The sequence below is a fragment of the Cupriavidus sp. 96C5-1 genome (assembly GCF_057798855.1).
Genome location: NZ_JBYOJU010000051.1, coordinates 6,436 through 30,543 on the forward strand (window position 1 = coordinate 6,436; position 24,108 = coordinate 30,543).

Sequence of the window (24,108 nt, forward strand, 5' to 3'; positions counted from 1 at the left end):
GAGGGCGTGCGCAATGAACTTCTGCAGAGCGATGACGCGTCGGTTGCTGAAGTCGCGATGCACTGGGGGTTCAAGCACCTTGGCATGTTCGCCAAGGTGTATCGCGATGCGTTCGGCGAGCTGCCATCGCAGACCCGTCGGATTACGAGGCGGTAGGGAAGGCTCCAGTTCCACCGTCGAGGGAAACCTGCGCTCGGTGGAGGCAAAGAAAGCCAGACGATCCGCCTCTCTCCGCGGGCGGATCGTTTGGACGTTAACAACGGGAACTTGGAACGCAGCGCGGATATTAGATGTGCCATATCTGGCTAACTAGCCAGTCATAGATGGGGTAATTGGAATATCTGCGTTTATTGATGATTGCGTGCGCTATTGAGATATTTTGGCGCCGAATCCAAAAGGCGCATCGGTTTGTCCGAGAAGCGCTGCGCACGCGGACAAGGCGAGTCCGTGAGCGCGCGGGCACTCGACCCGATCGGCCCGACGAGTTCCACGGCGACCTTGCGCGCGACGGCGGTTTCTGGCAGGGCGTCAAGGTGCCGGGTGGCGTCAAGGCCGCCGGCCGGCAGGGTCTTCCGCCGGCGCAGGGTGTGTATCCATCCGCTGGGGCACTGGCGTGCCGCGCCTCGTTTTCGCGATACAGCTCGGCACGGGTGTGACGTCACCCGCGCCGAACCTCACCCCTCTCGCGTGACGAACGCGGGGTCTTGCCCGTCTGCCTGCCGTACCCGCCGAACGCAGCCACGAGGGCCGAGTGACGGGGCACGGATACTTTCACGAACGTGAAAATTCCGGGGCGTACCGCCAGTGGAGTCCAACGGCACCGCCTCCGGCTCGGCTGGCACCACAGTGGTTGGCGTCCAGCCGATTCAGCGCAGCTCCTGCGTGGCCGCGTGCCAGGCATCGTCCTCTGTATGCAGGTAGGCGCTGGAGGTGACCAGCGTAGCGTGGCCCAGGTTGTTCCGCACAAACCGTAGATCGACCTGCAGGTCGATCATGTGATTGCCGGCGATAGGACGCAGACAGCGCGCCGATGCGCTGGCCAGTGCGGCGAGCATGGTTTTTCCATTTGTTTTCCCATTCGGGGCCACGCGCACGCCGCCAGTCGGCAGCCGGGCAGGGCTGTGGGCGCGGCGGTAGCGCGTTAGCTCTGCCACCAGTTGAGGGTTGGCCGACATTGAACCTTCGCTGTCATTACCCGTCAACCGCGGGCCTCCACATATCTTTAGCGGCTCAATCGGTGTCTCGCAGAATTGGGTACGCTAGCTGAGTTCGAGGTGAGTTCATGCTTGAAGGGCTAGAGTCCAAAATTGCTCAAGCACAAAGATCCCGGCAGCGCTGGCTTTACTCCTGGTGACCCGACTGATGGGACTACATTAGGTGGCGCCTTCTCCAGACTCTTCGTCTGTCTCAGTGCAGTTGAGCTAGACGGCCCGCTGCAGGCAGTCCGGATGCAGCGCGGCAAAACCGCGAAGCAACGCATCGAAGTGGTCTGTAAAGCACAATCTTCGGGATATCTTGGGCAGCTTCAAAGGTTCCCAAGGCGAGGCCTGGTCAAATAGGCTGGAATAGCTGAGTCACAGTGATCTTGAGTGCCGTTGCCAGCGTTTCTATCGCATCAAGTGAGGGATTGGCGCGGCCAGTTTCAATCCGACTCATATAGGTCCGTGCAAAGCCAACTCTATCGGCAAATGCCTCCTGGGATAAGCCGGTCGCCTTCCTGAGTTCAAGAATGCGTTTGCCGAAGCGGTAGCGTAGTGTCGTTTTCATGGCCCCTACTGTGGTAGGTGCACACCAATCGTACACACACTAATCGTGACGTTCGTGGCGTATATGGCGTACGCTATGCGACTGTGATTGCCGGCAGTTCCGCAGGCGACGATCAGGAGCGAGCTTTCACGATGAGTGGGTTGTATCTTCTCTGGCAGACCACGCGCCACGCTGGCGATCTGGCGCGTAGCGCCGCGCCGTACTATACGGTGGGGGGCGGCCTTGGCCGAACTGAGGCCCACGATTCTTCCGCTTCCCCAACGAGAACCGGCTCTTCGCCTGCAGGAACTAGTGGCGGACTATCTGCAATATCAAGCGGGCCAATTGGCTAGGTATGACAAAGCCGTGTACTGCGTGGCAGCTTGCACCGCGTACTGGCAAGGCCGGTACGCCGATCCCTATCACTGGCGCAAGATCCGAAATCAAGTGGTACGTTTCGAATTCGGCTTGGTGCGCTCCGCGGGCCTGTACTGCCGCATTCGCGCTGTCGGGCAAGAACTCAGTTGCTACTAGTCAAGTAAGGCTCAACTTCTTGCCACAGTGCGGGCAGCTTCATGCAAGCTTGGCGCTGCACTTCTCGCAGAAGTTGGCTTCTGCGGGGTTCTCGAGCCCGCAGCTTGTGCAGCGCATCTCACTCCCTGATCGGCTTCAGTGTGATGTCATATCGTACGGCGCAGATTTTTCTGCGCCATACGCTTCCGGGCGGGCGGCAACTTCCGTGCTCAAACGACAAGGTGAATGTGAGGAGCGTAGGACGGCGCCTGGAGCAGGAACCCTAGCGCTGCCGACAAGGTACGTCGTGGGGAACGGGTGATCACTCACGCCGACGGGAAGACGAGAGGTGAGCGGGTCGAGTGTTCCTGGCGAGTATCCCCTGGCGAGCAAAATGCAATTAATCGCCTAGTTTTCTGCCCCAACCTTGATCCGGGGTTTGGCAACTCAGGTCACCTGCCAAGGGGGGCAACGCGGCGTGAGGACCTCCGGTCGGCATGGTCGCCCGCCTGCGCAGGGCGACCATGCCATCCGCAGGCGCGCCCGCGTACCTCGTCTCGCGACACAACTCACCTCACCTCACCTCACCTCACCTCTCTCTGCCACTTGCACGACACTGTGTGCCCCCGTACGACTCCAACGCATATGTTGGCTTTTACAAATGCGGCGTCCCATGATTCGATTGATAGATGACTTGACGAAGCCAGTGGCAATTCGTCGGCCAATACGCTGCCGGGCTCGCTAATCGATTGGCGAATCAAGAATGCTATTGAGGTAGCTGATCAAAGCTATAAGCTTGCACTGTGCTTATTTTGTAAGTGCCAGGAGCCTCGATCTCATGAAGTTGAAACTGTGTTCGTGGCGCCGCGTCGAACGACAGCCGTGGCAGTTGAGCCGCGCCCTCAGCCGTCGCGACCGGTGGCGCCGTCGCCGCGCGCGCAGGGCTACGCGCTCGGCGTGCTCAACAACCTCTACCGCTTCCTGGTCGACCAGAACTATCTGATGGGCAACCCGTGGCACGGCATCCACGTGCCGCGCGAGGCGCGGCCGGCGCTGGATGTGGGGCGCAGCCTGACCGAGGACCAATGGGCGTTCGTGCTGGCGCAGCTCGACGCGCTGCCACCCACCTCGGCCCGCCAGCGCCTGCAGGTCGTCTTTCCCCTGCTGTACGCTACCGGCCTGCGTCTGTCCGAGGTGGTCGCCGCCACCACCGCCCACCTGGCGTGGGTCAGCCTGCCACAGCCAGGTACCCGGGCACGCATCGAAGGCTGGTGGCTGGAAGTGGTGGGCAAGGGCAACAAGCTGCTCCGCGTGCCGGTGCTGCCGGCGGTGATCGCGCGGCTCGGCGCGTATCTGGTGGCACGCGGCCATCCGACCGACCGGGGCGCCAACCGGGTCCCGGGCGGGGTCGCCTTGCTCGGCCACGCCACCGACCTGGGCGAGCGGGCGCCATGGGCCGGCGCATGCGCCGCCAACCCCGTCGATGCCGCAGCCGGCATCGGCCCTGTCATTCTCTCCAAGCAGATCAAGGGATTGCGTCGGCACGCTGTGCCTCGCCGACCAGCGCAGCGCGGCTGGAGGCCGCCAGTACGCATTGGCTGCGGCGCTACCCACGCGCTACATGACGACCGAAGACGGGTGGCACATGGTGGCAATGAAGCGCCTTCTTCGATGGAGGGGGGCGGGTTAAGCGCGCCGCGGTACCATTTATGCCTATGTCAAAGGAAATCGAACGGGCCGGGTCGGCAAGCGCTGCACAGGCTGCGCCCCAGAGCCGGGCGACCAGGTTCGCTTTGCCTTTGGACCCCAGGGCGAGGCCCGGCATCGTCGAGATACCGCCGAACTGAGCGCCAGTTGCTGCGCAGTAGCGGATAGGCACCCCTGCCGGCAGTTGCGGCCCGCTCAACCTCCAATTCCGGATGTCACCCACCAGGTCCGCGGCCATAGCCGAGCTCGAGGATGAGCTCCCCCGATCTGGGCCATCGATGGTTTTTTGATCAGACACAAGATGCTCCGGCCGGCTCACGTTAGGATTGAATCGTTCCGAATCGCCTCGAAATCACATGGGTAAGCTCAGTCGGAGAAGTTTGCTGGTAGGTGGTGGCGTCCTCATGGCTGGTGTCGCTGGAGGCATTTCCGCCTGGAGATACGCATCGGGTTCCACGGCCGACTACAGTGCCTATTCGGCGGCACTCCGCCGCACACCGCGGCGGCAGTCAGTACTCTTGGATCTGATCCGTTATGCCTCGCTCGCAGCCAATAGCCATAACACCCAACCGTGGCTGTTTCAGGTCGGCAACGAGGGAATTCGGCTCTTGCCGGATTTCGCCCGACGCACTCCCGTTGTCGATCCCGACGATCATCACTTGTTTGTCAGCTTAGGTTGCGCTGCTGAGAATCTGGCCATTTCCGCCGAAGCAATGGGGTACACCTGCGCGGGGACCTGCACCGACGACGGTGTCATGCAGTTTCAGCTTGGGACCGGCGTCGCTCGGTCCGACCCGCTGTTCGGCGCCATTGCGAGGCGGCAGTCCACTCGCGCACTCTACGATGGCAGGCCCGTTCCGAATGATCATCTTGACATGCTGGTCCAGGCCGCCATGCGGCCCGGTGTGCGGGTAGTGCTGATGACGGATGCAAGGCAGATCGGCCAGATGCGCGACCTCGCAGTCGCCGGCAATAGCGTCCAACTTGGTGATCCCGGTTTTGTTGGTGAACTGAAGCGTTGGCTGCGCTTCAATCCGCGTGCGGCAATGGCAAAGGGGGACGGCTTGTATACTGCCTGCACGGGGAACCCGGTCCTGCCCGACTGGCTCGGGCCGCACGCTTTTGACTTGTTCCTCAATGCCAAAGTCGAAAACGACAAGTTGGCACGCCAGATCGCGTCTTCGTCGGGGCTCGCGATCTTCATTGGCGACAGGGCGGGTCGGGCAAGCTGGGTCGAAACGGGCCGCGCCTGCCAACGCTTTCTGCTTACTGCTGCGCAGCTCGGCCTCAAAAGCGCTTTCATCAACCAGCCCGTCGAGGTGACACCGTTCCGGTCTGCGTTGGCGGTGCTGGCTGGCGAGGCCGGAAAGCGGCCGGATCTGGTCCTGCGTTTCGGCTATGGTCCTACTATGCCGTATGCGCCGCGTCGCCCTGTCTCTGCGGTACTGATCTGATCGAAGTGCCGAAGGGGTAGGGATGAACATGCGGCCTTATGTGGCCAAAGAGATTGACTCGCTTCCCGGACCGGTGCGCGCCCTCGCAACACGACTCGGGTGTGGAACAGACGACGGGGAGACGTTGGTGCGCTTTTCGCAGGCCGGCCGAATGCGCAGCGATGCGCGCGGCGTGTGGACGAAGTACCGCGCCACGCAGACGATCGCTCTGGACAGCTGTAGCTTCTGCTGGACCGCACAGACAGGTCCTTTCGGCAGCGTACGCATTATTGACGCGCTTGACTGTGGCACGGGGCGTCTTGAAGTGACAGCGCTTGGCTTTCTGCATCTCGTGCGCATGCCGGCATCGGACGAGCTCGACCGAGCCGAGCTGATGCGCTACCTGGCAGAAGTCATCTGGGCGCCACAGGCGATCGTGCGCAACCCGCATCTGCATTGGGCCGTGCTGAACGAGAATTGCTTTGCCGTGACGGCGGGCAAGCCAGGTCGAACTGCGACGGTCACAATTGAATTGAACGAAGATGGACGCGTGGCCTCTGTGACCGCACCCGACAGACCCATGTACACGAAATCTGGCTATTGTCCCAGGTTGTGGTTCGGGCGCGCCTCGGACTATCGACGGCACGCCGGATATTGGCTGCCGTTCAGGGCCGAAGTTGGCTGGCAGATCGAGGGCGAACGCGTCGTACTCTGGGAAGGGAGCCTTCTCGATTGGGCTCCAGTTGCATAGTGCCTTCTTCGGAATCGACTGACTGCCGGCAAGACAAGCGAAGCTTCTTCCGCGACTAGATTCAAGCTCAGCCGCAGGCTGGTATCTGGTGTAGCTGTCTGGCGCTGCGAGTACCTCTAGGGTTCCCGCGAGGCCCGATGTCCGCCAGACGCACCGGGCCGAGCGAGCCAAGAACCAGCAGGCTCGCCAGCGCGAAGAGCGATACGCTGATCTCGCCGTAATGCATGACCCAGCCGAAGTGACCACGGGGCGCTGACCCAAGGCTTCGGCTGGCACGGCCAGCGCTGCGCTGCCGTGCTGGAGTGCGTCCGGCGTTTCCCCGGAAAGGCTTTCCGCAAGCAATCGAAGGTGTGCCACAGCGGCTGCTGTCGTAGCTCCATCTCCATAGTCTGGCCTCATTGCCTCTGGCAGCCTGCCCTGGGCCTCAAGTAGGTCAGCTGCCACTGCACTAGCATCCGAAGGGTCGCCTATCTTGCCTTCACGAAGTACGATGACAGTAGCTTCTCGCCACCATGCTCGTTGACGGCGGCACCCAGCGCCCGTTCGTAGTCGGGCTGAGCCTCCTCGAGGCATGCACGGCCCTTTGCGGTAAGAACCGTATACACCCCACGCTTGTCGTCTGGACACAAATCGCGGACGGTGAACTCGCTGCGCTCCAGGCGCTCGACCATCCGCGAAACCGAACTCTGGTTCAGGCGCAAATGCGAGGCCAACTCCTGCATGCGAAGTTCGCAGTCCGGAGAACGCGCCAATACCTCGAGCGCGCGATAATCGGAAAGGCCAAGCCCGTGCCGAGCTTGCAACACTTTCCCAAGATCGGCCTCGACATTGGCGATGACTTGAATCAGTCTAAGCCATGATTCGCTTCTAGTTGACATAACCGAGTCGCACTCCTCTTGAACAATGGGCAGCATATTTTTACATATGCATGCCCATGCAAGTATATATCAAAAGAAGTGTGCCTATGACGCACGCAATCCTGATCGGAACGCCAGGAAAGGAACTAACCCGTCCGGTATGGACAGCTTGTGTACGGTGGGCGAGTGCCATGCAGATGGGTCACTGGCGAATACCGTATAGGTTCCGCGATAGTCGAACCCATACCGTGCCGCTTCATCCCGGTCCACCGCAAAGAGCACGTGCGATATGCCAGCGAAGAGCGCGCTGAGATAGCACATCGCGCAGGGCTCTCCCGATGCCAGCAGCGTCATCCCATGCAGATGCGGCCTGCCAGTGGCCCGGCATGCATCACGAATGGCCTCGACCTCCGCGTGCGCGGTCGGGTCATGATGCTCTCGAACGCGATTGACGCCGCGCCCAAGCACTGCACCAGTGGCATCGACCACAAAGGCGGTGAAAGGGATGCCGCCGTTATGGACATGCTCCACGGAGTAGGCTACAGCATCGTTCATGCGCTGTGTGAGGCGCTCGGCAAGGTCGGATGCCATCATGCTGGCATCCGACTCTTGCTGGCCTGGAGCTTGGCACTGTCGGCGAGCTTCAACCAGACGACACCACCGATGATGACTGCCAGCCAGAATGCCTGGGTCAGCGTGAGTGGCTGGTCGAGCAGAACGCTGCCGAAGACTGCCGCGCCCACCGAGCCGATGCCCGCCCATGCCGCGTAGCCGATTCCCACGTCGATGGTTTTCAGGGCAACACTGAGTGCGTACAGCGTCAGCAGGAAGAAGACCACGGCAGCCATAGACCAGTTCAACACCGTGAACGCCTTGCTGCCCGCCACGCTGAGCGCGTAGCCGATCTCGAAGGCACCGGCCAGCAGCAGCATGATCCATGCGCGTCCGTTGCCCTTGTTCGCTTCGCCTGTGGTTGTCATTTTGGGTTACCTTTTAGAGTTGGGATGGAAGTTCGATGAGGTAATGGTCTGTCGTTGCTTCACGCCGCGCCGCTGAGCCGCAGGCCAACGACGCCGCCAATGACCAGGGCGATTCCGAGAGATTTGCTCCAGGTCAACCGCTGCCCAAAGAACAGCGCACCCAGGACAACGACGCCGACGCCTGCGATGGAGGTCCAGATGGCGTAGCCCACGCCGACGTCGAAGGTCAGCAGCGCAAGGCTGAGGAAGAAGGTAGCGATCGCACCGCTGACCAGCGTGGCAACCGTCCACCACAGGCGGGTGAATCCTTTTGCATTCCCTGCGGAGATGGCGACCGCGATTTCAAAGATCACCGCAGCGCCCAGATAAAGCCAATTCATGATGAAGGTTCCTTTCGTTAATGTGCCCCGGGGGGCGGTTGGGTGTGGTGTTGAGAAGACGGTGCTCACGCGTGTGATGATGTTGGCTGCTGATCGCCCTTTTCCTCGCTTTCGAGTTGGTCGATGGCACGCTTGAGTTCACCCAGAGGTGGCGTGCCACGGAACATCAGCTTCCCGATGACGATGGTGGGAACGGATGTGATGTGCATGTCCTCGCGAGCATGGCGCTGCGCCTCACGGTGGCGTTGGGCATAGGCTCCGCTTTCGAGCGCCTGCCGGGCCTTGTCGGGGTCAAGCCCAACCTCAGCCGCGATCTCGATCAGGCATTCGGAGTCGCCAATGTCTCGCCCCTCCTGGAAGAAGGCCCGCAAGACACGCATGGAATAGGCGTGATCGAGTCCCTGGTCCTGGGCCATCGCCAGGATTTCGAACGCCTTGGCGGTGCGCGGCTGGGGCGAGATCGACGGCAGCCGGATCGGCACACCAAGACTCAGAGCCAAGGGATAGACGGATCTTTGCCAGACAGAAGGCAGGTACGGATCCTCCGGCCTCAGCGTCGGCTCTGGCGCAGGGCGCAGCTCAAAAGGACGCCAGGTGACGGAGATGTCCCGATCTCCGATTGCGTTGGACAGATCCTTTTCTGCAAGCAGACAGTAGGGGCACACGTAGTCGGAATAGATGGTGATGGATGCCATATCGTCTTCAATATGATTGCATGTGCATGCATATTAATGAGGGCAAATTGGACTGTCAAGATACTTGTGTGTGCATGCAGATTTAAACGGGAGAGCATGGGCAAATCGCTCAGGATCCAATTTGCCGAGAGCTAGGGCAGGGCAGCGATGGTCGGAAGCCGAAACACTGCGCCTGCAACAAGACGAATCTGGGCAGAAACGACCAAGCGAAAGCGTCCAGCCTCAGTGACAGCTAAGTCTGTCTCCATAGTCTCACCAATGCGCAAATGTCAGCGTTCCTTTGGAGAGGTTTTTATGTATCGCTTCAGCAAAAAAACTCTGGTTGCTGTCGCCATTGTTGCGATGGGGGGCGTCGGCACAGCGGCCTACGCGGCCAGATATTTCGAAAACGATGTCTTGATCCGACGCGGCTGGGCTCGTCGCTAGTCCCTATGTTTGGCCTAAGTCTGGTCGGCCAGACTGCCTCGAAATTGCTGTACTTATCGCTTCGGAGCCCGCCATGAATTTGCTGTCGAACAAGGAAATGCCCAGCCTGCTCAACAAGGTGCCAGAGGTCACCCTGGGTTTCTGGATCATCAAGGTCATGTCGACCACGGTCGGAGAGACGGTCGCCGACTATCTGGCCGTTGATGCCGGTTTTGGCCAGGCCCTCACGGCCAGTGTGATGGGGGCCTTGCTGGCAATCGCGCTGTTCATGCAGTTGCGGGCCCGGCGCTATGTGCCCTGGATGTACTGGCTGACCGTCGTGCTGGTCAGCGTGGTGGGTACTCAGATCACCGACGCATTGACCGATGGCATGGGCGTCAGTCTCTATCTCAGCGCGGCAGCCTTTGCTGCCGCGCTGGTCGCGATATTCGCGACTTGGTTCTGGAACGAGCGAACGCTTTCGATCAAGGCCATCGACACCCGGCCCCGGGAACTCTTCTATTGGGGCGCCATCCTGTGCACCTTTGCCCTTGGCACTGCCGCCGGCGACTTGGCGACGGAAGCCTTGGGCCTGGGATTCCAATGGGGCGTCGTTGCCTTCGGCGCGCTGATCGCGCTCACCGCATTGGCGTTCTTTTTCGGGGCGAACATGGTGCTGACCTTCTGGATTGCCTACATCCTGACGCGACCGCTGGGTGCGGCGATGGGGGATCTGCTGTCGCAGTCACCGACGTATGGTGGCCTCGGGCTCGGTGCGAAGTTGACAAGCATCATCTTTCTCGTGGTCATTGTCGGGCTGGTCGCCTTGGCGCAGCGCAATGCCAGGCAGGCCGTGGCAACCGTCCCGGCGCAATGAGTTGACCAGCCTATTCCAACCCTTCCGCTACTTTCAAAGGAGAACTTGATGAAATCACTTTGTATCACCCGCCCTGTCGCTGCTGCCATGTTCGGTTTGGCGGTGTTGACCGCAGGGTATGCCGCACCATCATCCATTGGCGTGATCGGAGCTGCCCAGGCCGCGACGCCCTCGAAGCTAGGGGATCTGGGCGCCTTCCGGGCCATTGCGGTGGACGTCGCCGCCATCGTCGACAAAGGGGATCTGGCCGGGGCGACGAAACGCATCAAGGACCTGGAGTTGTCCTGGGATTCGGCCGAGGCGGGCCTGAAACCCCGTGCAGCGGCCGATTGGCACGTCGTAGACAAAGCCATCGACCGGGCCCTGTCGGCGCTGCGTGAGAGCAAGCCGAACGCCGCGGCGTGTAAGCAGGCGCTGGCCGATCTGATCAAGATCATGGACCAGATGAAAGGCAAGTAATGAGGTTCTGGGCGGCGAGGCCACGCGACCGCCGCGCCGCCTTCGCGGCAAGCCCGCCTGGATGCGCTTCGCCATACTGCCGAAGCGAATCTCCCAGATGCTACCGACGGAATTGCTGAGTTGGTTTCCCAACGACCTGCAGATCATTGCCATGATGGCCGAGCGCATAGCGTGCCGAAATGCCGCTGTACACCGGGAACAGCGGCACGCTGACTATGCCGGCCATGCTCGTGGCCAAATCGGCAATGGTCCAATGCGCGCTGTTCCTACCGAGCAGCGCGGCGCGGCTGCCTTTGGGTAGGCCAAGCGATTGGAAATAGGTGGCCATCCGCCTGGCTTGATTGCCGACCTCGCTCCAACTGTACGCAACCACTGTGCCATCGGGCAGCGGCTGGATCAGATAGGTCTTGTCGCGCTGCTCCGTTTCGTGCTTCAGGAAGAAATCCAGCAATGTTGCGCTGTCGGGTATGGTCATTTTGCTGTCTCCCTTTGCTCTTGGCCGTTCTTTTTTCACCTGTCCCCGGCAGCCCGGCATGACGAACAGATAGCGCTTTCATGCCGCCGCCGCACCCTGATCGGTTCTTCCTTCTGTCCGTTCCCTGCAGGGATCTGCATTTCGGCAGCGCAGATGGATTGCTGAGGGTGCGTGGTCAATTGAATGCCAGTTTGCCGCCGTCGTCCAGAAGACGATGTGAGTGCGTCAGTTCATTAGGCCAGGGGCAGCTCCTAGACCTAGATGCGCCGGCTTTGGTGGCGGAGCAGGCGTCCACTTCCCAATCCGAACGGCACACGCAGACGAACTGGATGCGGCAACCGCTCGAGGCGGCCAGACGGGCGCCGGTGCGGCATCGCAGCAGAATGAATCCGCCCCGAACCTGGGATCTCGCCAAAGGCGCTCTATCGGATCTCGGATCGAGGACGAAGCGCGATGGCCCGTTGGGCCGTATCGCTTGATGCGATGGGAGAAGATGGCCAGCCGCTGCGGGCCATCTTCACGCCGCCTGACCCGACGGATATTTCCCCTTCCATGGCCAACACGTAGCCGTATCCGGGACGCGTCCGTTCTCTGTCCGCTGCAGGGAAGCGTGCCACGCCCTCTCCAACCGCAGGGGACAACTTGAGCCTGGGTGTCCCGCTCTCATCCCCGCCGTCGGCACGTGAGGGCAGGGCATTAACGTGCGTAATCAAGATATTAAGTGCGCATTCTAGATTGCGGTGAGCGTCTGAGAGTGCGCGGCAGAAAAAGCTCGCAAGTTCGGCGCGGCTCCCGAGCCGCTGCCAAAGCACATCCTTCCTTAGGGTCGGCTTGCCTACTCCACCTGAATACGCTCTTCTCGTGCAGGCGCCGGAGATCCTCCTGCTCCGCAATCACCCGTTCCTCCAGCGATAGTCGAAGTGGCTGTTCTTCTGGCTGCATGTCGGTGATCCGCTCACGTATGGGATGCACCGATGAAGCATGGCGGCCGGCTCCGTCAGCTTCCCGAGAGGCATGTCATCGAAATACATGCGCGAATCAGACTTTGCGCACGCAATCCTGATAAGCGGACCTTCATCCCGGTCGACGTTTTGGCGCACCACGCGCAAAACACAGGCCCGTCCGGCGTCGCCAGGACAAGCAGCATTTCCGCCACGGGGAAGGGCACCGATGGTAGTCCATCACGGCCGGTCTCTTGGGGCGCGAGGGCTCCGGTCAGCGTGGGCTCAGGCGCTACATTGTCATGTCGAAGAAACATCCAGACACCAATATGGTTGTTTCTCACTCAAGAAGAGAGCCATGCCATGCATCCTGACAAATTCCGTTCTCGCCTGACCGGCGCCGCGCTCGCGAGCGCGCTGCTGGCCGCCACCTTGCTTGCCGCCTGCGGCGGTGACGACAATAGCGCGCCCGCTGCGTCCGTCGTCCCCGCCATGACGGAACCGACTCTGGTCGGCCGTGCTGTGCTGCCAGCCGCCACGTTTGCTACGGGGCCGGTCTCGGGGCGCTATATCAGCGGCGACCTGAATGGCGCAACGGCACCATTCGCGTCGCAGCCGGTGCAGGGCTTCTCGGCCGTGCTGCGGAACAGCGACGGAACCTTCATGGTGATGGCCGACAATGGCTATGGTTCGCTGGAGAATTCTGCCGACTTCAATCTCCGTGTCTACACCGTCGCGCCGGTGTTCAAGACGTCGGCGGGTGGGTCAGGCAGCGTGACCGTCAAGAGCTTCATCGAGCTGAAGGATCCGAACAAGCTGGTGCCGTTCGCCATCACCAACCAATTTACGACGGATCGCGTGCTGACCGGTGCCGACTTCGATATCGAGAGCATGCAGCGCGCGCCCGATGGCACGTTGTGGTTTGGTGATGAGTTCGGGCCGTTCCTGCTGCATACCGATGCGCAGGGCGTGCTGCTGGAGGCGCCGATTCCGTTGCCGGACTTCGAGAATCCGGGCAAGCAGATCCGCTCGCCGCAGAATCCGTTTTCGGAGGAGGCCACGCCGGTGCGGATCATGAACGCCGTGCGTACCCACGCATTCCAGTACGGCGCCAAGCGCGCTCCGGTGTTTTCGCCGTACTACGTGCAGCTCAAGTACGATGCCAATGGCGTGAAATCGAACCCGAACGCACATTATGCACGTGGCGCGAATCCGCAACCGGGTCTTGCCAAGGCTGTCTCCGATACGCTCGACCTGGCGTCACTCAAGGCCGCCGGCCATAGCGTGGTGACCTGGACGGTCAACGACAGCACGGAAATGACCACCCTTCTTAAGGCCGGCGTCAACGGCATCATTTCGGATCGGCCCGACTTGCTCTACGCAGCAGTGGCCGCCTTCGACGCCAATGGCGACGGCAAGCCAGGTGACTACCTGCTGGCGGATGGCCAGATCGACCCGGCCAAGTTCGACGCTCAGGGACACCGTGGCGCACGCAACCTGCGTCCGGAGAATACGCTTCCCGCCATGGAGGCAGCGCTCGACAACCTGATGACGACGCTAGAGACCGACGCCGGCATCACGCTGGATGGCGTGGCGGTACTCAAGCACGATCCGTACATCGAGGCCGTCAAGTGCCGCCGCATGGACGGTGCCCCGTACAACGCGGCCGACGAGGTGCTGATCAAGAGCCTGACGCTCGCGCAGATCCAGAGCACCTTCATCTGCGACAAGCTTTTCCGTGGTGCGAGCCAGGTCAATGATCCGGCGCTCTCGCCCGTCTCGGCGGCACTGGCCACGTCCAAGGGCTATGGCAGTCCGTACGTCGTGCCGGCCGCGAAGGATATTTTCGACCTAGTCGATGCCTACGTGAGCTACTACACGACCGGCGCGGGCAAGAGTCACGCTCAGGCCGCCAAGCGTGCCGCGAACGCGCAGAAGGTGCGCTTCAACATCGAGACCAAGATCAACCCGCGCGGTGACAAGGACGGCAAGGGCAACGTCTATCGGAGCCGCACCGTGGACGCCAACACGATGGCCGACACGCTGGCGAACCTGATCATTAGCCGCAACATGCAGCTTCGCGCGGATATCCAGAGCTTCGATTTCCGCACGCTGCTGCGTGTGCAGGAAAAGTTCCCGGCGATTCGCACGGTCTACCTGTTCGGCGACTTCCCCATCTACGGCGACCCTGCCAACACCGATGATGGCACCAACATGCAGGACGAGGCCGGCGCCAACACGCCGTGGATGGCGGGGCTGTACTGGCCGTACCGCTCCACCGTCACCTCCGCCCCGGTCCGTGCCAAGCGCTCGGGCGGATTCGAAGGGATGGCGATCAGCCCCGATGGCAAGAAGCTCTACCCGCTGCTGGAGCTGCCGCTGACTGGCCACGACGGCAAGACGCTGCTGATCTCCGAGTTCGACATCGCCAAGCGCCAATACACGGGCGTGCAGTACAAGTACAAGCTTGACGACAAGGGCACCAACATCGGCGACTTCATCCTGTACAACGCGACCGAAGGCATCATCATCGAGCGCGATGGTTCGCAGGGCGATTTGAACGGCTTCAAGAAGCTGTTCCAGGTGACGCTGGGCAGGCCGGGCGAGTACGTTGGCAAGACGGAGCTGGCCAACCTGATGAAGCTCCGCGACCCGGCGGGGATCAGCAAGGGTGGCGCCGCCGGCGATGTGGCAATCGGCGATCCGTTTGGCATGCCTTTCAACACCATCGAAGACATCGTGGTGCTTGACGCAAACACGCTGTTGGTCATCGACGACAACAACTATCCGTTCAGTGTCGGCCGCCACGTCGGCACGAAGGCCCCGGATGACAACGAGTTCATCCAGATCCGCCTGCCTAAAGCGTTGAACCTGGCAAAGTAGCACAGAGCGCAGTCGGCCCGCCCGGCCGACAACCCGCGCCCGGCCCGAGCGCCGGGCGCGACGCCGTTGCGGGACACATCGATGCAGTCTGGCTGTGGCGATGGTTGTCGGCCGTCCGGGCCAAGTATCGGAAGGCCGAACAATTCAATTGCATTCAGGACAGGATTAGAAACTATTCATGTGGGCTAGGCTTCGCGTTACCTACTATAGCTGCACGTGAAGCCGGGCATGGGCGGTTGCGAGGTTCGCATTGGCGCCAGCGTGCGCCCGGCGTGCGGAGAACAGCCGTGAAGGCGGCAGAGGGCCTCCGCGGAGGAACGCCAAGCCACGTCACCAGTGAGGAGATAAAAATGGAACAACTGCGGCTGTTCACACCAACCGACTGGAGACGGGCGTACCCGGACCCAAGCATCGGATTTCGTCACAAATTCCTGATGCAGGGAGATTCCTGGTTTTCGATCGGCGCCCTTCCTCCCGATGCCCTGACTACCAACATGCCGCAGCACATGGCGTTCAACTTTTCCGCTTGTGCGGTCAATTACGCCCAGCCTGGAGCAGAGCTCGGCCAGATCGTCAACGTGGCGCCGTCGTCGCAATGGGTATTTGATCCTGCATTCGAGGCAGCTCTGACCGGGCCGCTCTCGGAGAAGTGGGACGCCATCCTCCTCTCAGCTGGCGGCAATGACCTTATCGCGGCGCTTGGCACGCCGCCTGAGGATGCGAAGGGCAACCAGGTTCCTCGAAATCGTCGAATATTGTTGCTCCCTGCTGAATGGGGATCACAGGCTGACGCCTCGCGCTATGTCTCCGACAGCGGGTGGGCCGCATTCGAGATCTATCTGCAAGGGGTGTTCCAGAACCTGGTCGACTGGCGCGATGGTCCGCGAAGCAAGTCCCAATCCGCTCCGATCGTTCTGCATAGCTATTGCTACGCTCGGCCACGGCCAGCAGGCACGGGCGGAGTACCCGGCGCGTGGCTTACCGGTCCGTGGCTATCACGCGCTCTTGACACGTACTCGATCCCCGACGCCGGTGGTGCGTGGCGGGAGCTCAGCGACTACCTCTTTGATCGATTCTTCGCCTTGCTGACGCGTATCAGTGCCAATCATCCCAAGATCTACCTGACTGACCTTCGAACTGGATTGACGCCAGCAGCGCCAGGCACGACGGGGGTGAGCGGCGATTGGGCTAACGAGATCCACCCAACCACAGGCGGCTACAAGAAGTTGGCACCGATCTATTGCGCGACAGTTGAAGAGGCGTTGGCTAACAATCAGCTGCGGACAGAGCTGATCGATGCTGTCCGACTCGGCAAACGAGTGGTCCGCAAGCGCAAGGGCACGTCGCAAATTGCTCCTATCCCCCTGAAGCCGTCTAGCCGGCAGTCGCAGGTGTCGCTACGACCAGTGTAGCGGCAGTACGCGACTGGCGGCGTGGCGCGGCACCATTCGCTGGATGCGGATGATCGCATACACGCGCCTCGCTCCAGGCCATGCATGGTGTGCAAATGTCTGCAGTGCCGCCAGCGCGTCCTTTGCTTGGATGGCCACGGCCTGTTTCGCTTCCATAGACAAGCAATCTCTTTCCTCTAGCGGACCGATCGGAACATAGGTGAAAGACGCGGCTGCCCTGAAGTTCACACGGAGAAGATGAAATGAGCCTATTTGACGAAGTATTAGGCGGTATCGGGCATATCCCATTCCTTGGCGATCAGTTGAATCGGATTGCCATCAACCATATCGCAACGCGAACCACACCACGTCCACGGCCATTCAGCCTCTGGTCCCCCGTTCCTTCGCCACCGTCGCCGGCAATCGGATCCGTGAGCGAATACACGTCTTGGCCCGGACTGACGGATCGCCGATTCTCGGGACGGCATTTGCCCGTCGCTTCCCCTGAGTATCTAGCCAAGCTTCAGACGCCCGTGGAGAGCTTAATACCGTTGTTCAAGCGCAGTAGTTCCATGAAAGAGGATCGCTCGAGTGTACTTTTCATGTTCTTCGCCCAGTGGTTCACCGACAGCGTGCTGCGTGTAGATCCAACGGACCGCCGGCGTAACACGTCGAATCACGATATCGACCTGTGCCAGATTTACGGCCTGTCTGAAGCGACGGCGAGCATCCTTCGTAGCCACGAGGGCGGCAGACTGCGATGCCGTGATATTGACGGGGAGAGCTTTCTTGATTATCTCTACGTTCAAGGCGATCCCGACAGCCCACTGACACCAAAGCCTGAGTATGCCGGCCTACCGTATATAGAGATCCTGGACTCTATCTTTCAGAACGATGAGCGTAGGCGAAAGGCGTATGCCACTGGACTGGAGCGTGGAAACTCCACAATCGGATATGCGGCGATTAGCACGATATTCATGCGTGAACATAATCGCATCTGCGCTGGGTTGGCTGCAAGTAATCCGGGTTGGGGTGATGAGAGGCTGTTCCAAACGGCACGAATGATAAATATCGTCCTCCTGATGAAGGTTGTGGTGGAGGACTACATAAATCACATTGCTGGAAATAATATATTCAAGCTGGATCCGAATTTCGCGGAAGACCAGAGTTGGTATCGTACCAACTGGATCGCTATCGAGTTTGACTTGCTCTATCGGTGGCATTCTCTCGTCCCGGATGCTATCCAGGTCGCCGGACAGACTGTGGTCGCCGGCGATTTTCGCAACAACAATGAACTGCTCGAGCACGTTGGTATCGCTCAGGTATTGACGAGCGCATCCAACCAACGCGCTGGCCGTATTGGTCTCTTTAATTCGCCATCCTTTTTGTTGCAGGCTGAAACCGCCAGCCTCACCATGTCTCGAGCATTTAAACTGCAGTCTTACAATGATTACCGAGAACAGTTTGGGCTGAACCGGCTGTCGAAATTCAGTGATCTAACGAAGGATGACACTGCTATTGCTTCGATCAAGCAGTGCTATGGCTCGATTGATGATGTCGAGTTCTTGGTGGGGATAATGGCCGAGGATCGAACTGGCGGCGCGCTGTTCGGCGACTTGCTCAACACCATGGTCGCATACGACGCTTTCACGCAGATTTTCACAAATCCATTGCTGTCCAGAAACGTGTTCGGTCCGCAAACGTTCAGCGAGTATGGAATGGATGTCATCGAATCGACACGCTCGATTCGGGACATTGCGAAGCGAAATATCGTTGGGGACGTCACTGCGAATCTTGGGGCCTGATCGGTGATCCTGGGGAATAGATCAACGTCATAGAATTACTTCTATTGCCCCGAGAAACAGGCAGAGCAAAGTAGATTTGGTGAGTGCCCAGGTACAGCTGACTCTGCTGTGCCGCGAGCACTCAATGCTACCTTCTGAGAAAGGGGCAGCTAGATTATAGGGAGGGGATTAGAATGGGTGATGTAACTGGGAAGGTGATCGCGGATGTGACTCTTAGGGATGCATTCGATATTTATCAAAAACAGAGCGAGAGTCTACATAAACTCTGGGGGTATTTTCAAATAGTATCAATCGCAGTTCTGGGTTATACGATTAACTCAGGGAGAAATAACTGGACGCTGCTGACATATTTTATTGTTGCGGTCAGTTATTTGTTTTTCTCTATTTGCAATCTTTGGGTGATTCGTTTGTCTCAGCTTGAGTTAAATAAGCTTGCGGAGGCAGTTGAGATGGCTTCTAACCAATCTGGCCCGATTGGACGAAAGTTACTCGTGAAGCCGATATCGCCGAATAGAGTTAGTATTTTCCATTTTACGGCAATGGCTGTAGTGCTAGCCGCGATTGGGGCCGCTTGGATCAATGACAATGGTTTAGTCGGTGGCAACCACTCCAAGCTGCAAGCAAGCTCGCCTGCGGCTCGTTGATGGGGAGCCACGCGCCTGGTGGCCCGCGGCTGTCTGCGGCTAGGCCAATCCGCGACTGTGGTACGGGTTGTCGCAGTGAGCGCGGCTCTGTCCCGCCGCCGGCGTGGTGCGGCGGCACTTGGGGGTACCTGTCGGTGGAGGCGGCGTGTTGGGCGCCCCAATACCTGGCCAGCTTGCCTGCGACTCGGAGATGTCAAGCTGCAGCTCCTGCGAGGCTGCGACCGGGCATCGGTCACGTGGTGGGGGCGGGATCGTCAATCACGGTGGTGTAGATCGCGGCCACAAGGGCACGTTGTTCGCGGTCGCAGAGCACTGGGTCAGTCTCCAAGCCATGCGGTGCGTGAACGACAATCGTCTCCTCCGCCGCGCGGCACGCATGCAACAGACAATTGAGTCTACCGATTTGGCGGTCGCGAGTTCGTGGATGTGGCCCTTGAGTCCTGGGCCATAGGCAAGCGGGCGCAAGAGACGGTCGGGGAGTTCTTCGACCGGCTGTTGAAGACGCACCACGTGCTGTGACCACGAGCGGCAGGAAAGGAATCGCGCCGGCCGGGCCTTGGGCGCGGCCTTGAACGAGGGGCGTCGGGCGGGACCAAGAATCCATGCCATGAGGCATGCGTCATGGAGTCCCCAATGTCCCTACAAACCTTACCGATCTCGCGGATCGTGCAGGGCAAGAATCCGCGCGAATACTTCGATCCCGACGAGATGGCCGAACTCGAAGAAGGCATCCGCGTCTTCGGCGTGATCGAGCCCATCATTGTCCGCCCCATACCCAATTCCGACCAGTTTGGATCATCGCCGGCGAGCGTCGCTGGCGGGCCGCCAAGAACGTCTTCGGCGACAGCTACGACATGCCGGTGACTATCAAGGACGTGAATGACGCCTGCGCAGAGGCGATGGCCGTCATCGAGAACTACCACCGGGCGGGCCATGTCCGCCGCAGAAGAAGCCCGTGCCGCCCAGCGCCACCCACTTCGACGAACTGATGATGAAGGAAGTCGAAACCCGGGAGCAGGCGCTGCGTGACGAGTATCCGGTGATCCGAATCGTCAAGCCGTCGGACGGCTTTACCCCGCTGACGGTGACGGCGGTCGGCGAATTGGGTGTCGGTGCCGAGCAGTACGGCGCGTGCAAGGGCTGCCAGTCCTTCGGTTGCGCCGTGTCGGCGATGCCGGGATCGTATGGTCGCGTGACGCCATCCTTGTGCTTCGACGCCGCCTGCAACAGCCAGAAGGTGGCGCAGTGGAGCAAGGTCCGGCGCGCCGCGCAGGAAACGCTGGCCGTCGCTGGGCAGATCGGCCGTCCCAAGACGAAGTGCGTTTCCTCGGGCGAAGCCCCGAACCGGGCCGGGGCACGGCAAGCCAAGCGCCAGCCGCTATCCAAGCCCTTGAACCAGACTCCGCAACGCGTCAACGACCATCGCATCGCCCAGTGGCAAAAATGGACGGCGCACGCACTCATGACGCAGCCGGAGCGCAATCGGCGCGTGCTGATCGCGCTGGCGCGCTCCGGGCGCACGGGCGACGCGCGTGTCCCCGAGTTCGCTCAGGCCGCGCAGAAGATTGTCGGCAGATGGGTGGTGGAGGACATGGAACTCGCATCCTGCCTGCGTCACGCGGACGCCATCGACATCGGTCTGCTGGACAAGCTGGCACTGGCGGTGTCTGGCGCGAACCACCGGGCACTTCGCAAATATTCTGCTTTCTTCATGGCAAATATGAAACGTGGGTCTGTGATTTATCCATCGCTATTCTCCGACCTGGGTACTAGCGTTGCGAGGTACTGAGTACCTTGCCCGGGTTCATCAGGACCTGCGGGTCGAGCGCCTTCTTGATGCGGTGCATGACAGCCATTTCAACCGCTGTCTTGTAGTGCTGCAGATCCCCGCGCTTTAGCTGGCCGACGCCATGTTCTGCGCTGATGCTCCCCCTCAACGCCACAGTTGCATCGTGGATGATCTTGTTGATTGACTCAGTCTTAGCCTGCCAGTCTTTCGAACCAACGCCGTTGGGTGCGCTGACGTTGAAGTGCAAGTTCCCATCCCCAAGGTGGCCGTAGACGATGGGTCGTACGCCAGGAAACGCCTTCTCAAGCTCCGGAATGATTCCCTCGACAAACGCGGGAATCCTCGAGATAGGCAGGGCGACATCGTGCTTGATGTTGCCACCGTCCATCTGCTGCGCGTGCGTTACATTCTCGCGAAGGTCCCAAAGAACCTTGCTCTGCGCCACGCTGGTCGCGAGCGCGACGTCGCCAATGGTTCCTTGCTCAAGGCATGCCATTAGCGCAGCTTGCATCGCCTCACTCAAGGCGCTGTCATCGCCGCCGTCGGCTGCCTTCATCAAAAGGTACCAGGCGCAATCTTCCTCGAGCAGCTTGGGGTCTCCGGAAAGTACTGGTGAACCAATTTGAGGGCGGGATGAGAGATGAGCTCGAAGGTGGTGAATCGGTCGCCCATGGATGCGCGCATGGCATCCAGAACGCTGATCGCGTCCTCGAGTGATTTCACTCCTGCGAATGCTGAGGTCTCTGCCGTTGGCTGCGGGAACAGCTTGAGCGTGGCTGCAGTGATGATACCGAGCGTACCTTCCGACCCGATGAAGAGCTGCTTCAGGTCGTATCCGGTATTGTCCTTCCTAAGCGCGCGGAGAAGGTCCAGGACTTCACCGTCCGGGAGCACCACTTCCAGGCCAAGAACCAACTCCCGCATATTGCCGTAGCGCAGGACCTGCATCCCGCCTGCGTTGGTCGCGAGATTACCGCCAATCTGACATGAGCCTTCGGCGCCTAACGACAGCGGGAAGAGACGTCCCGCAGCGGCGGCCAACTCCTGGAGTCGCTGCAGGATGTAGCCGGCTTCGACTGTAACGGTGTTGTTCCTCACGTCCAGTTCGCGTAGCTTGTTCATTCGCCCAAGCTGCAGTACCACCTGCGTACCTGAGGTTGTTGGGACGGAGGCTCCGCAGAGACCGGTGTTTCCGCCTTGCGGCACGATCGCTACACAGGTGCTCGCTGCGAGTCGGACAATAGCCTGTACTTCAGCAGTCGTTGCGGGCCGCAGTACGGCAAGTGCAGACCCTCGGAATTTGCCCCGCCAGTCTTTCACGAAAGAACTGAGGTCTTCGCCGCGGTCTTCCGTCAGCACATTCGCATCGCCGATTAGCGAGCGAGCCCCGGCCAGCCAAGCTTGAGCGTCGAACGTCACGATGTCAATCCTCAATAGCTGTTGGTGAGCGGAGTGCCCGCAGGCTGTCCGGCGCCACGGAAGCGCATTGCGGCGGCATCAAGTCCATTTCGCAGCATGATGGTATCGAGGGCCACCGCGACAAACTGTGCGCCGAGTTCAAGGCACTCTCGTGCGCGAGGTTCGTCGACCATGAGAATGCCTGGCGCTTTGCCACACGCGCGAATGCGACAAATTGCGTCGTCGATGGTCTTGCTTACTTCGGGATGATTGGCCTTGCCGGGGTAGCCGAGGCTGGCGGAGAGATCTGCGGGGCCGATAAAGATGCCGTCAATCCCTTCGATAGCTGCGATGGCCTCAATCTGGTCCAATGCCTCAGCCGTTTCCACCTGGACGAGAACGCAGAGTTCTTCCGCTGCGCGTGCCACATAGTCCGTCGTGCGACCGAAGTTGGCGGCGCGGGTGGATCCGCCCATGCCACGAATGCCGGCGCCTGGGTAGCGTGTTGCCTGAACAGCAGCTTGGGCTTCTTTGGCGTTTTGAACGAAAGGTAACAGGAGAGTTTGTGCGCCGATGTCCAGATACCGCTTTATCTGGACCGAGTCGTTCCATGCCGGGCGTACCACCGGATGCGTGGGGAGCATGCCTTGAGCCGGTTGGGCAGCGGCAGTGGCTTGCAACTGACTCAACATGAGCGGAACGTCTGTGGGAGTGTGCTCGGTGTCCAGCAACATCCAGTCGTAGCCGGCGCCGGCAATGAGTTCAGAAACGTAGGGCGACGGAATGGTAGACCAAATGCCAACCTGGGCGCGCCCTTCTTGCAAAGCGCGTTTGAAATGATTGGTAGGAAGCATGTCTATGACTTAGTTTGTTCGAATGTTGGCGCTTTTGACAATAGGCATCCAACGATCGACCTCGGTCGAAATGAAAGTAGCGGCTTGCTCTGGCGTGCCCGGCGTCGGTGTGCTGTTGATTTTGGTGAGTTGGGCGATGACGTCTGACTGCCTCAGGATTTCCTGGCAAGCTTTGTTCAGTCGCTGAACAATCTCCGCAGGCATTCCCGGCGGGCCTTCCAGGCTAGTCCACGAGTAGTTGACGATGCGCGGCTGACCAGCCTCCGCCATCGTTGGAGTATTCGGCAGCGACTCCAGTCTCTGCGAGCCCGCGACAGCGAGAGCTTTCAGTTTTCCGCCTTGTACAAAAGTAACGGCCGATGTGGCTGGCACGAACAAAAGGTCCAACTGCCCACCGATCAAGTCCGTCATAGCGGGAACGTCTCCCTTGTAGGGCACCGAGTTCAACGTGATTCCGGCCGTCTGTTTGAACAACTCCGTCGTCATGTGGCTTGAGGAACCGATTCCCGTAAGCGCGACGTTTAGGGAGTTAGGGCGAGATTTGGCAAGCGCGATCAGCTCTGCCACGCTGTTGACCTTGAGCTGAGGTGCCGCCACTAGTAGCATTGGAGCCCTGCTCAGCAATGCAATATGAGTGAAGTCCTTTCGAGCGTCGTAGCGGACGTTCGAGTTCACCAACTGGTTAATCGCATGAGTGCCAGGGCCGCCGATTACCAGCGTGTAACCGTCCGGGGCTGCGCGAGTCACAGTATCCGAGGCGAGCGAACCGTTCACGCCTGGGCGGTTTTCTACGACGAACGGCTGGCCGAGCGACTTGCTGAGCTGGTTCGCAATCAATCTGCCAACGACGTCAGTCTGTCCGCCGGGGGGGAACGGGACGACCACCGACACCGGCCGAGAGGGGTAGTTGTCAGCGAAAGCGCTACCAATGGGAGCAATCAGGCTGGCCGCCAGGCAGAGCAGAATGGTGCGGCGGGATGCTAGGTGTGACCTATGGTGCATTGTTTTTGTCTCCTCCAATGATTGCGCAATCATAGACCCGCAACCAATTGAGAAAGCCATGCTTGGGATGGAATTCTGATGATATTTTGTGTTGCCTACATGATTGCCGTAACATTGCAATCA

At 60.2% G+C, this 24,108-nt stretch carries 26 protein-coding genes and 1 pseudogene; 13 read left to right on the forward strand and 14 right to left on the reverse strand.

The features are described from left to right. Positions 1-6 precede the first annotated feature (6 nt). Positions 7-156, forward strand: a complete 150-nt coding sequence (locus AC3FOF_RS37120; protein WP_488729478.1) for a helix-turn-helix domain-containing protein — start codon at positions 7-9, stop codon at positions 154-156. 710 nt (positions 157-866) lie between these two features. Here AC3FOF_RS37120 and AC3FOF_RS37125 read toward each other — a convergent pair. From AC3FOF_RS37125 to AC3FOF_RS37140, 4 genes and pseudogenes are all read right to left on the reverse strand, one after another. Beyond that, positions 867-1,055, reverse strand: coding sequence for a hypothetical protein (locus AC3FOF_RS37125; RefSeq protein ID WP_488729432.1), 189 nt, complete (start codon positions 1,053-1,055; stop codon positions 867-869). 496 nt (positions 1,056-1,551) lie between these two features. Continuing rightward, entirely contained in the window at positions 1,552-1,767 is a 216-nt protein-coding gene (locus AC3FOF_RS37130; RefSeq protein WP_488729433.1) for a helix-turn-helix domain-containing protein, read from the reverse strand. Positions 1,768-2,319: 552 nt separating this feature from the next. Then, complete coding sequence (locus AC3FOF_RS37135; protein WP_488729479.1) at positions 2,320-2,397, reverse strand: zinc-ribbon domain-containing protein; 78 nt, start codon at positions 2,395-2,397, stop codon at positions 2,320-2,322. 465 nt (positions 2,398-2,862) lie between these two features. Then, positions 2,863-3,018, reverse strand: a pseudogene (locus AC3FOF_RS37140) (ISKra4-like element ISBusp5 family transposase); the annotation flags it as partial. 123 nt (positions 3,019-3,141) lie between these two features. On the opposite strand from AC3FOF_RS37140, the gene AC3FOF_RS37145 reads away from it, so the two are divergent. The 3 genes from AC3FOF_RS37145 to AC3FOF_RS37155 all read left to right on the forward strand — a co-directional run bounded on the left by AC3FOF_RS37145 (position 3,142) and on the right by AC3FOF_RS37155 (position 6,150). Next, the gene (locus AC3FOF_RS37145; RefSeq protein WP_488729434.1) at positions 3,142-4,134 is read left to right on the forward strand and encodes a tyrosine-type recombinase/integrase; all 993 of its coding nucleotides are present in this window, start codon (positions 3,142-3,144) and stop codon (positions 4,132-4,134) included. A gap of 350 nt (positions 4,135-4,484) precedes the next feature. Continuing rightward, on the forward strand, positions 4,485-5,420 hold the full coding sequence (locus AC3FOF_RS37150) for an Acg family FMN-binding oxidoreductase (RefSeq protein WP_488729435.1): 936 nt from the start codon (positions 4,485-4,487) through the stop codon (positions 5,418-5,420). A 22-nt stretch (positions 5,421-5,442) separates the two neighbouring features. Then, positions 5,443-6,150, forward strand: a complete 708-nt coding sequence (locus AC3FOF_RS37155) for a DUF6544 family protein (RefSeq protein ID WP_488729436.1) — start codon at positions 5,443-5,445, stop codon at positions 6,148-6,150. 467 nt (positions 6,151-6,617) lie between these two features. On the opposite strand, the gene AC3FOF_RS37160 is transcribed toward AC3FOF_RS37155, so the two are convergent. The 5 genes from AC3FOF_RS37160 to AC3FOF_RS37180 all read right to left on the reverse strand — a co-directional run bounded on the left by AC3FOF_RS37160 (position 6,618) and on the right by AC3FOF_RS37180 (position 9,062). After that, positions 6,618-7,028, reverse strand: a complete 411-nt coding sequence (locus AC3FOF_RS37160; RefSeq protein ID WP_488729437.1) for a MarR family winged helix-turn-helix transcriptional regulator — start codon at positions 7,026-7,028, stop codon at positions 6,618-6,620. Between the two features lie 84 nt (positions 7,029-7,112). Then, positions 7,113-7,601 carry a nucleoside deaminase gene (locus AC3FOF_RS37165; protein WP_488729438.1) on the reverse strand — a complete coding sequence of 163 codons (489 nt, stop codon included), beginning with the start codon at positions 7,599-7,601 and terminating at the stop codon, positions 7,113-7,115. Further along, complete coding sequence (locus AC3FOF_RS37170) at positions 7,598-7,987, reverse strand: DMT family transporter (protein WP_488729439.1); 390 nt, start codon at positions 7,985-7,987, stop codon at positions 7,598-7,600. Before AC3FOF_RS37170 ends, AC3FOF_RS37165 begins: the two co-directional genes overlap by 4 nt. Positions 7,988-8,046: 59 nt before the next feature. Beyond that, entirely contained in the window at positions 8,047-8,367 is a 321-nt protein-coding gene (locus tag AC3FOF_RS37175; protein WP_276269558.1) for a DMT family transporter, read from the reverse strand. A 65-nt stretch (positions 8,368-8,432) separates the two neighbouring features. Next, the gene (locus tag AC3FOF_RS37180) at positions 8,433-9,062 is read right to left on the reverse strand and encodes a DsbA family oxidoreductase (RefSeq protein ID WP_488729440.1); all 630 of its coding nucleotides are present in this window, start codon (positions 9,060-9,062) and stop codon (positions 8,433-8,435) included. Positions 9,063-9,561: 499 nt separating this feature from the next. On the opposite strand from AC3FOF_RS37180, the gene AC3FOF_RS37185 reads away from it, so the two are divergent. Both AC3FOF_RS37185 and AC3FOF_RS37190 read left to right on the forward strand, forming a co-directional pair. Continuing rightward, on the forward strand, positions 9,562-10,344 hold the full coding sequence (locus AC3FOF_RS37185; RefSeq protein ID WP_488729441.1) for a COG4705 family protein: 783 nt from the start codon (positions 9,562-9,564) through the stop codon (positions 10,342-10,344). 48 nt (positions 10,345-10,392) lie between these two features. Then, positions 10,393-10,803 (forward strand): hypothetical protein, encoded by a 411-nt coding sequence (locus AC3FOF_RS37190; protein ID WP_488729442.1) that lies wholly within the window; start codon positions 10,393-10,395, stop codon positions 10,801-10,803. Between the two features lie 100 nt (positions 10,804-10,903). Here the strand turns inward: AC3FOF_RS37190 and AC3FOF_RS37195 are convergent, their stop codons facing one another. Beyond that, positions 10,904-11,278, reverse strand: coding sequence for an AMP-binding protein (locus AC3FOF_RS37195; RefSeq protein WP_488729443.1), 375 nt, complete (start codon positions 11,276-11,278; stop codon positions 10,904-10,906). Between the two features lie 974 nt (positions 11,279-12,252). Here AC3FOF_RS37195 and AC3FOF_RS37200 point away from each other — a divergent pair. From AC3FOF_RS37200 to AC3FOF_RS37230, 7 genes are all read left to right on the forward strand, one after another. After that, on the forward strand, positions 12,253-15,102 hold the full coding sequence (locus AC3FOF_RS37200; RefSeq protein ID WP_488729444.1) for an esterase-like activity of phytase family protein: 2,850 nt from the start codon (positions 12,253-12,255) through the stop codon (positions 15,100-15,102). A gap of 350 nt (positions 15,103-15,452) precedes the next feature. Then, positions 15,453-16,514, forward strand: coding sequence for a hypothetical protein (locus AC3FOF_RS37205; protein WP_488729445.1), 1,062 nt, complete (start codon positions 15,453-15,455; stop codon positions 16,512-16,514). Between the two features lie 242 nt (positions 16,515-16,756). Next, positions 16,757-18,298 carry a peroxidase family protein gene (locus AC3FOF_RS37210; RefSeq protein WP_488729446.1) on the forward strand — a complete coding sequence of 514 codons (1,542 nt, stop codon included), beginning with the start codon at positions 16,757-16,759 and terminating at the stop codon, positions 18,296-18,298. 173 nt (positions 18,299-18,471) lie between these two features. Next, on the forward strand, positions 18,472-18,942 hold the full coding sequence (locus AC3FOF_RS37215) for a hypothetical protein (protein ID WP_488729447.1): 471 nt from the start codon (positions 18,472-18,474) through the stop codon (positions 18,940-18,942). Positions 18,943-19,575: 633 nt separating this feature from the next. Then, positions 19,576-19,806, forward strand: a complete 231-nt coding sequence (locus AC3FOF_RS37220; protein ID WP_488729448.1) for a ParB N-terminal domain-containing protein — start codon at positions 19,576-19,578, stop codon at positions 19,804-19,806. Further along, positions 19,740-19,931, forward strand: a complete 192-nt coding sequence (locus AC3FOF_RS37225; protein ID WP_488729480.1) for a ParB N-terminal domain-containing protein — start codon at positions 19,740-19,742, stop codon at positions 19,929-19,931. Before AC3FOF_RS37220 ends, AC3FOF_RS37225 begins: the two co-directional genes overlap by 67 nt. Continuing rightward, entirely contained in the window at positions 19,898-20,731 is an 834-nt protein-coding gene (locus tag AC3FOF_RS37230) for a hypothetical protein (protein WP_488729449.1), read from the forward strand. Before AC3FOF_RS37225 ends, AC3FOF_RS37230 begins: the two co-directional genes overlap by 34 nt. Here the strand turns inward: AC3FOF_RS37230 and AC3FOF_RS37235 are convergent. The 4 genes from AC3FOF_RS37235 to AC3FOF_RS37250 are packed head-to-tail and all read right to left on the reverse strand — an operon-like array spanning position 20,712 to position 23,985. Next, positions 20,712-21,287, reverse strand: coding sequence for an FAD-binding oxidoreductase (locus tag AC3FOF_RS37235; protein WP_488729450.1), 576 nt, complete (start codon positions 21,285-21,287; stop codon positions 20,712-20,714). The genes AC3FOF_RS37230 and AC3FOF_RS37235 overlap by 20 nt on opposite strands. Further along, positions 21,287-22,150: an FAD-binding oxidoreductase gene (locus tag AC3FOF_RS37240; protein WP_488729451.1), complete on the reverse strand. Its 864-nt coding sequence runs from the start codon at positions 22,148-22,150 to the stop codon at positions 21,287-21,289. The genes AC3FOF_RS37235 and AC3FOF_RS37240 overlap by 1 nt, the downstream gene beginning before the upstream one ends. Positions 22,151-22,161: 11 nt before the next feature. Next, positions 22,162-22,989, reverse strand: coding sequence for an HpcH/HpaI aldolase family protein (locus AC3FOF_RS37245; RefSeq protein WP_488729481.1), 828 nt, complete (start codon positions 22,987-22,989; stop codon positions 22,162-22,164). Between the two features lie 3 nt (positions 22,990-22,992). Further along, entirely contained in the window at positions 22,993-23,985 is a 993-nt protein-coding gene (locus tag AC3FOF_RS37250) for a Bug family tripartite tricarboxylate transporter substrate binding protein (RefSeq protein ID WP_488729482.1), read from the reverse strand. Positions 23,986-24,108: the final 123 nt, after the last annotated feature.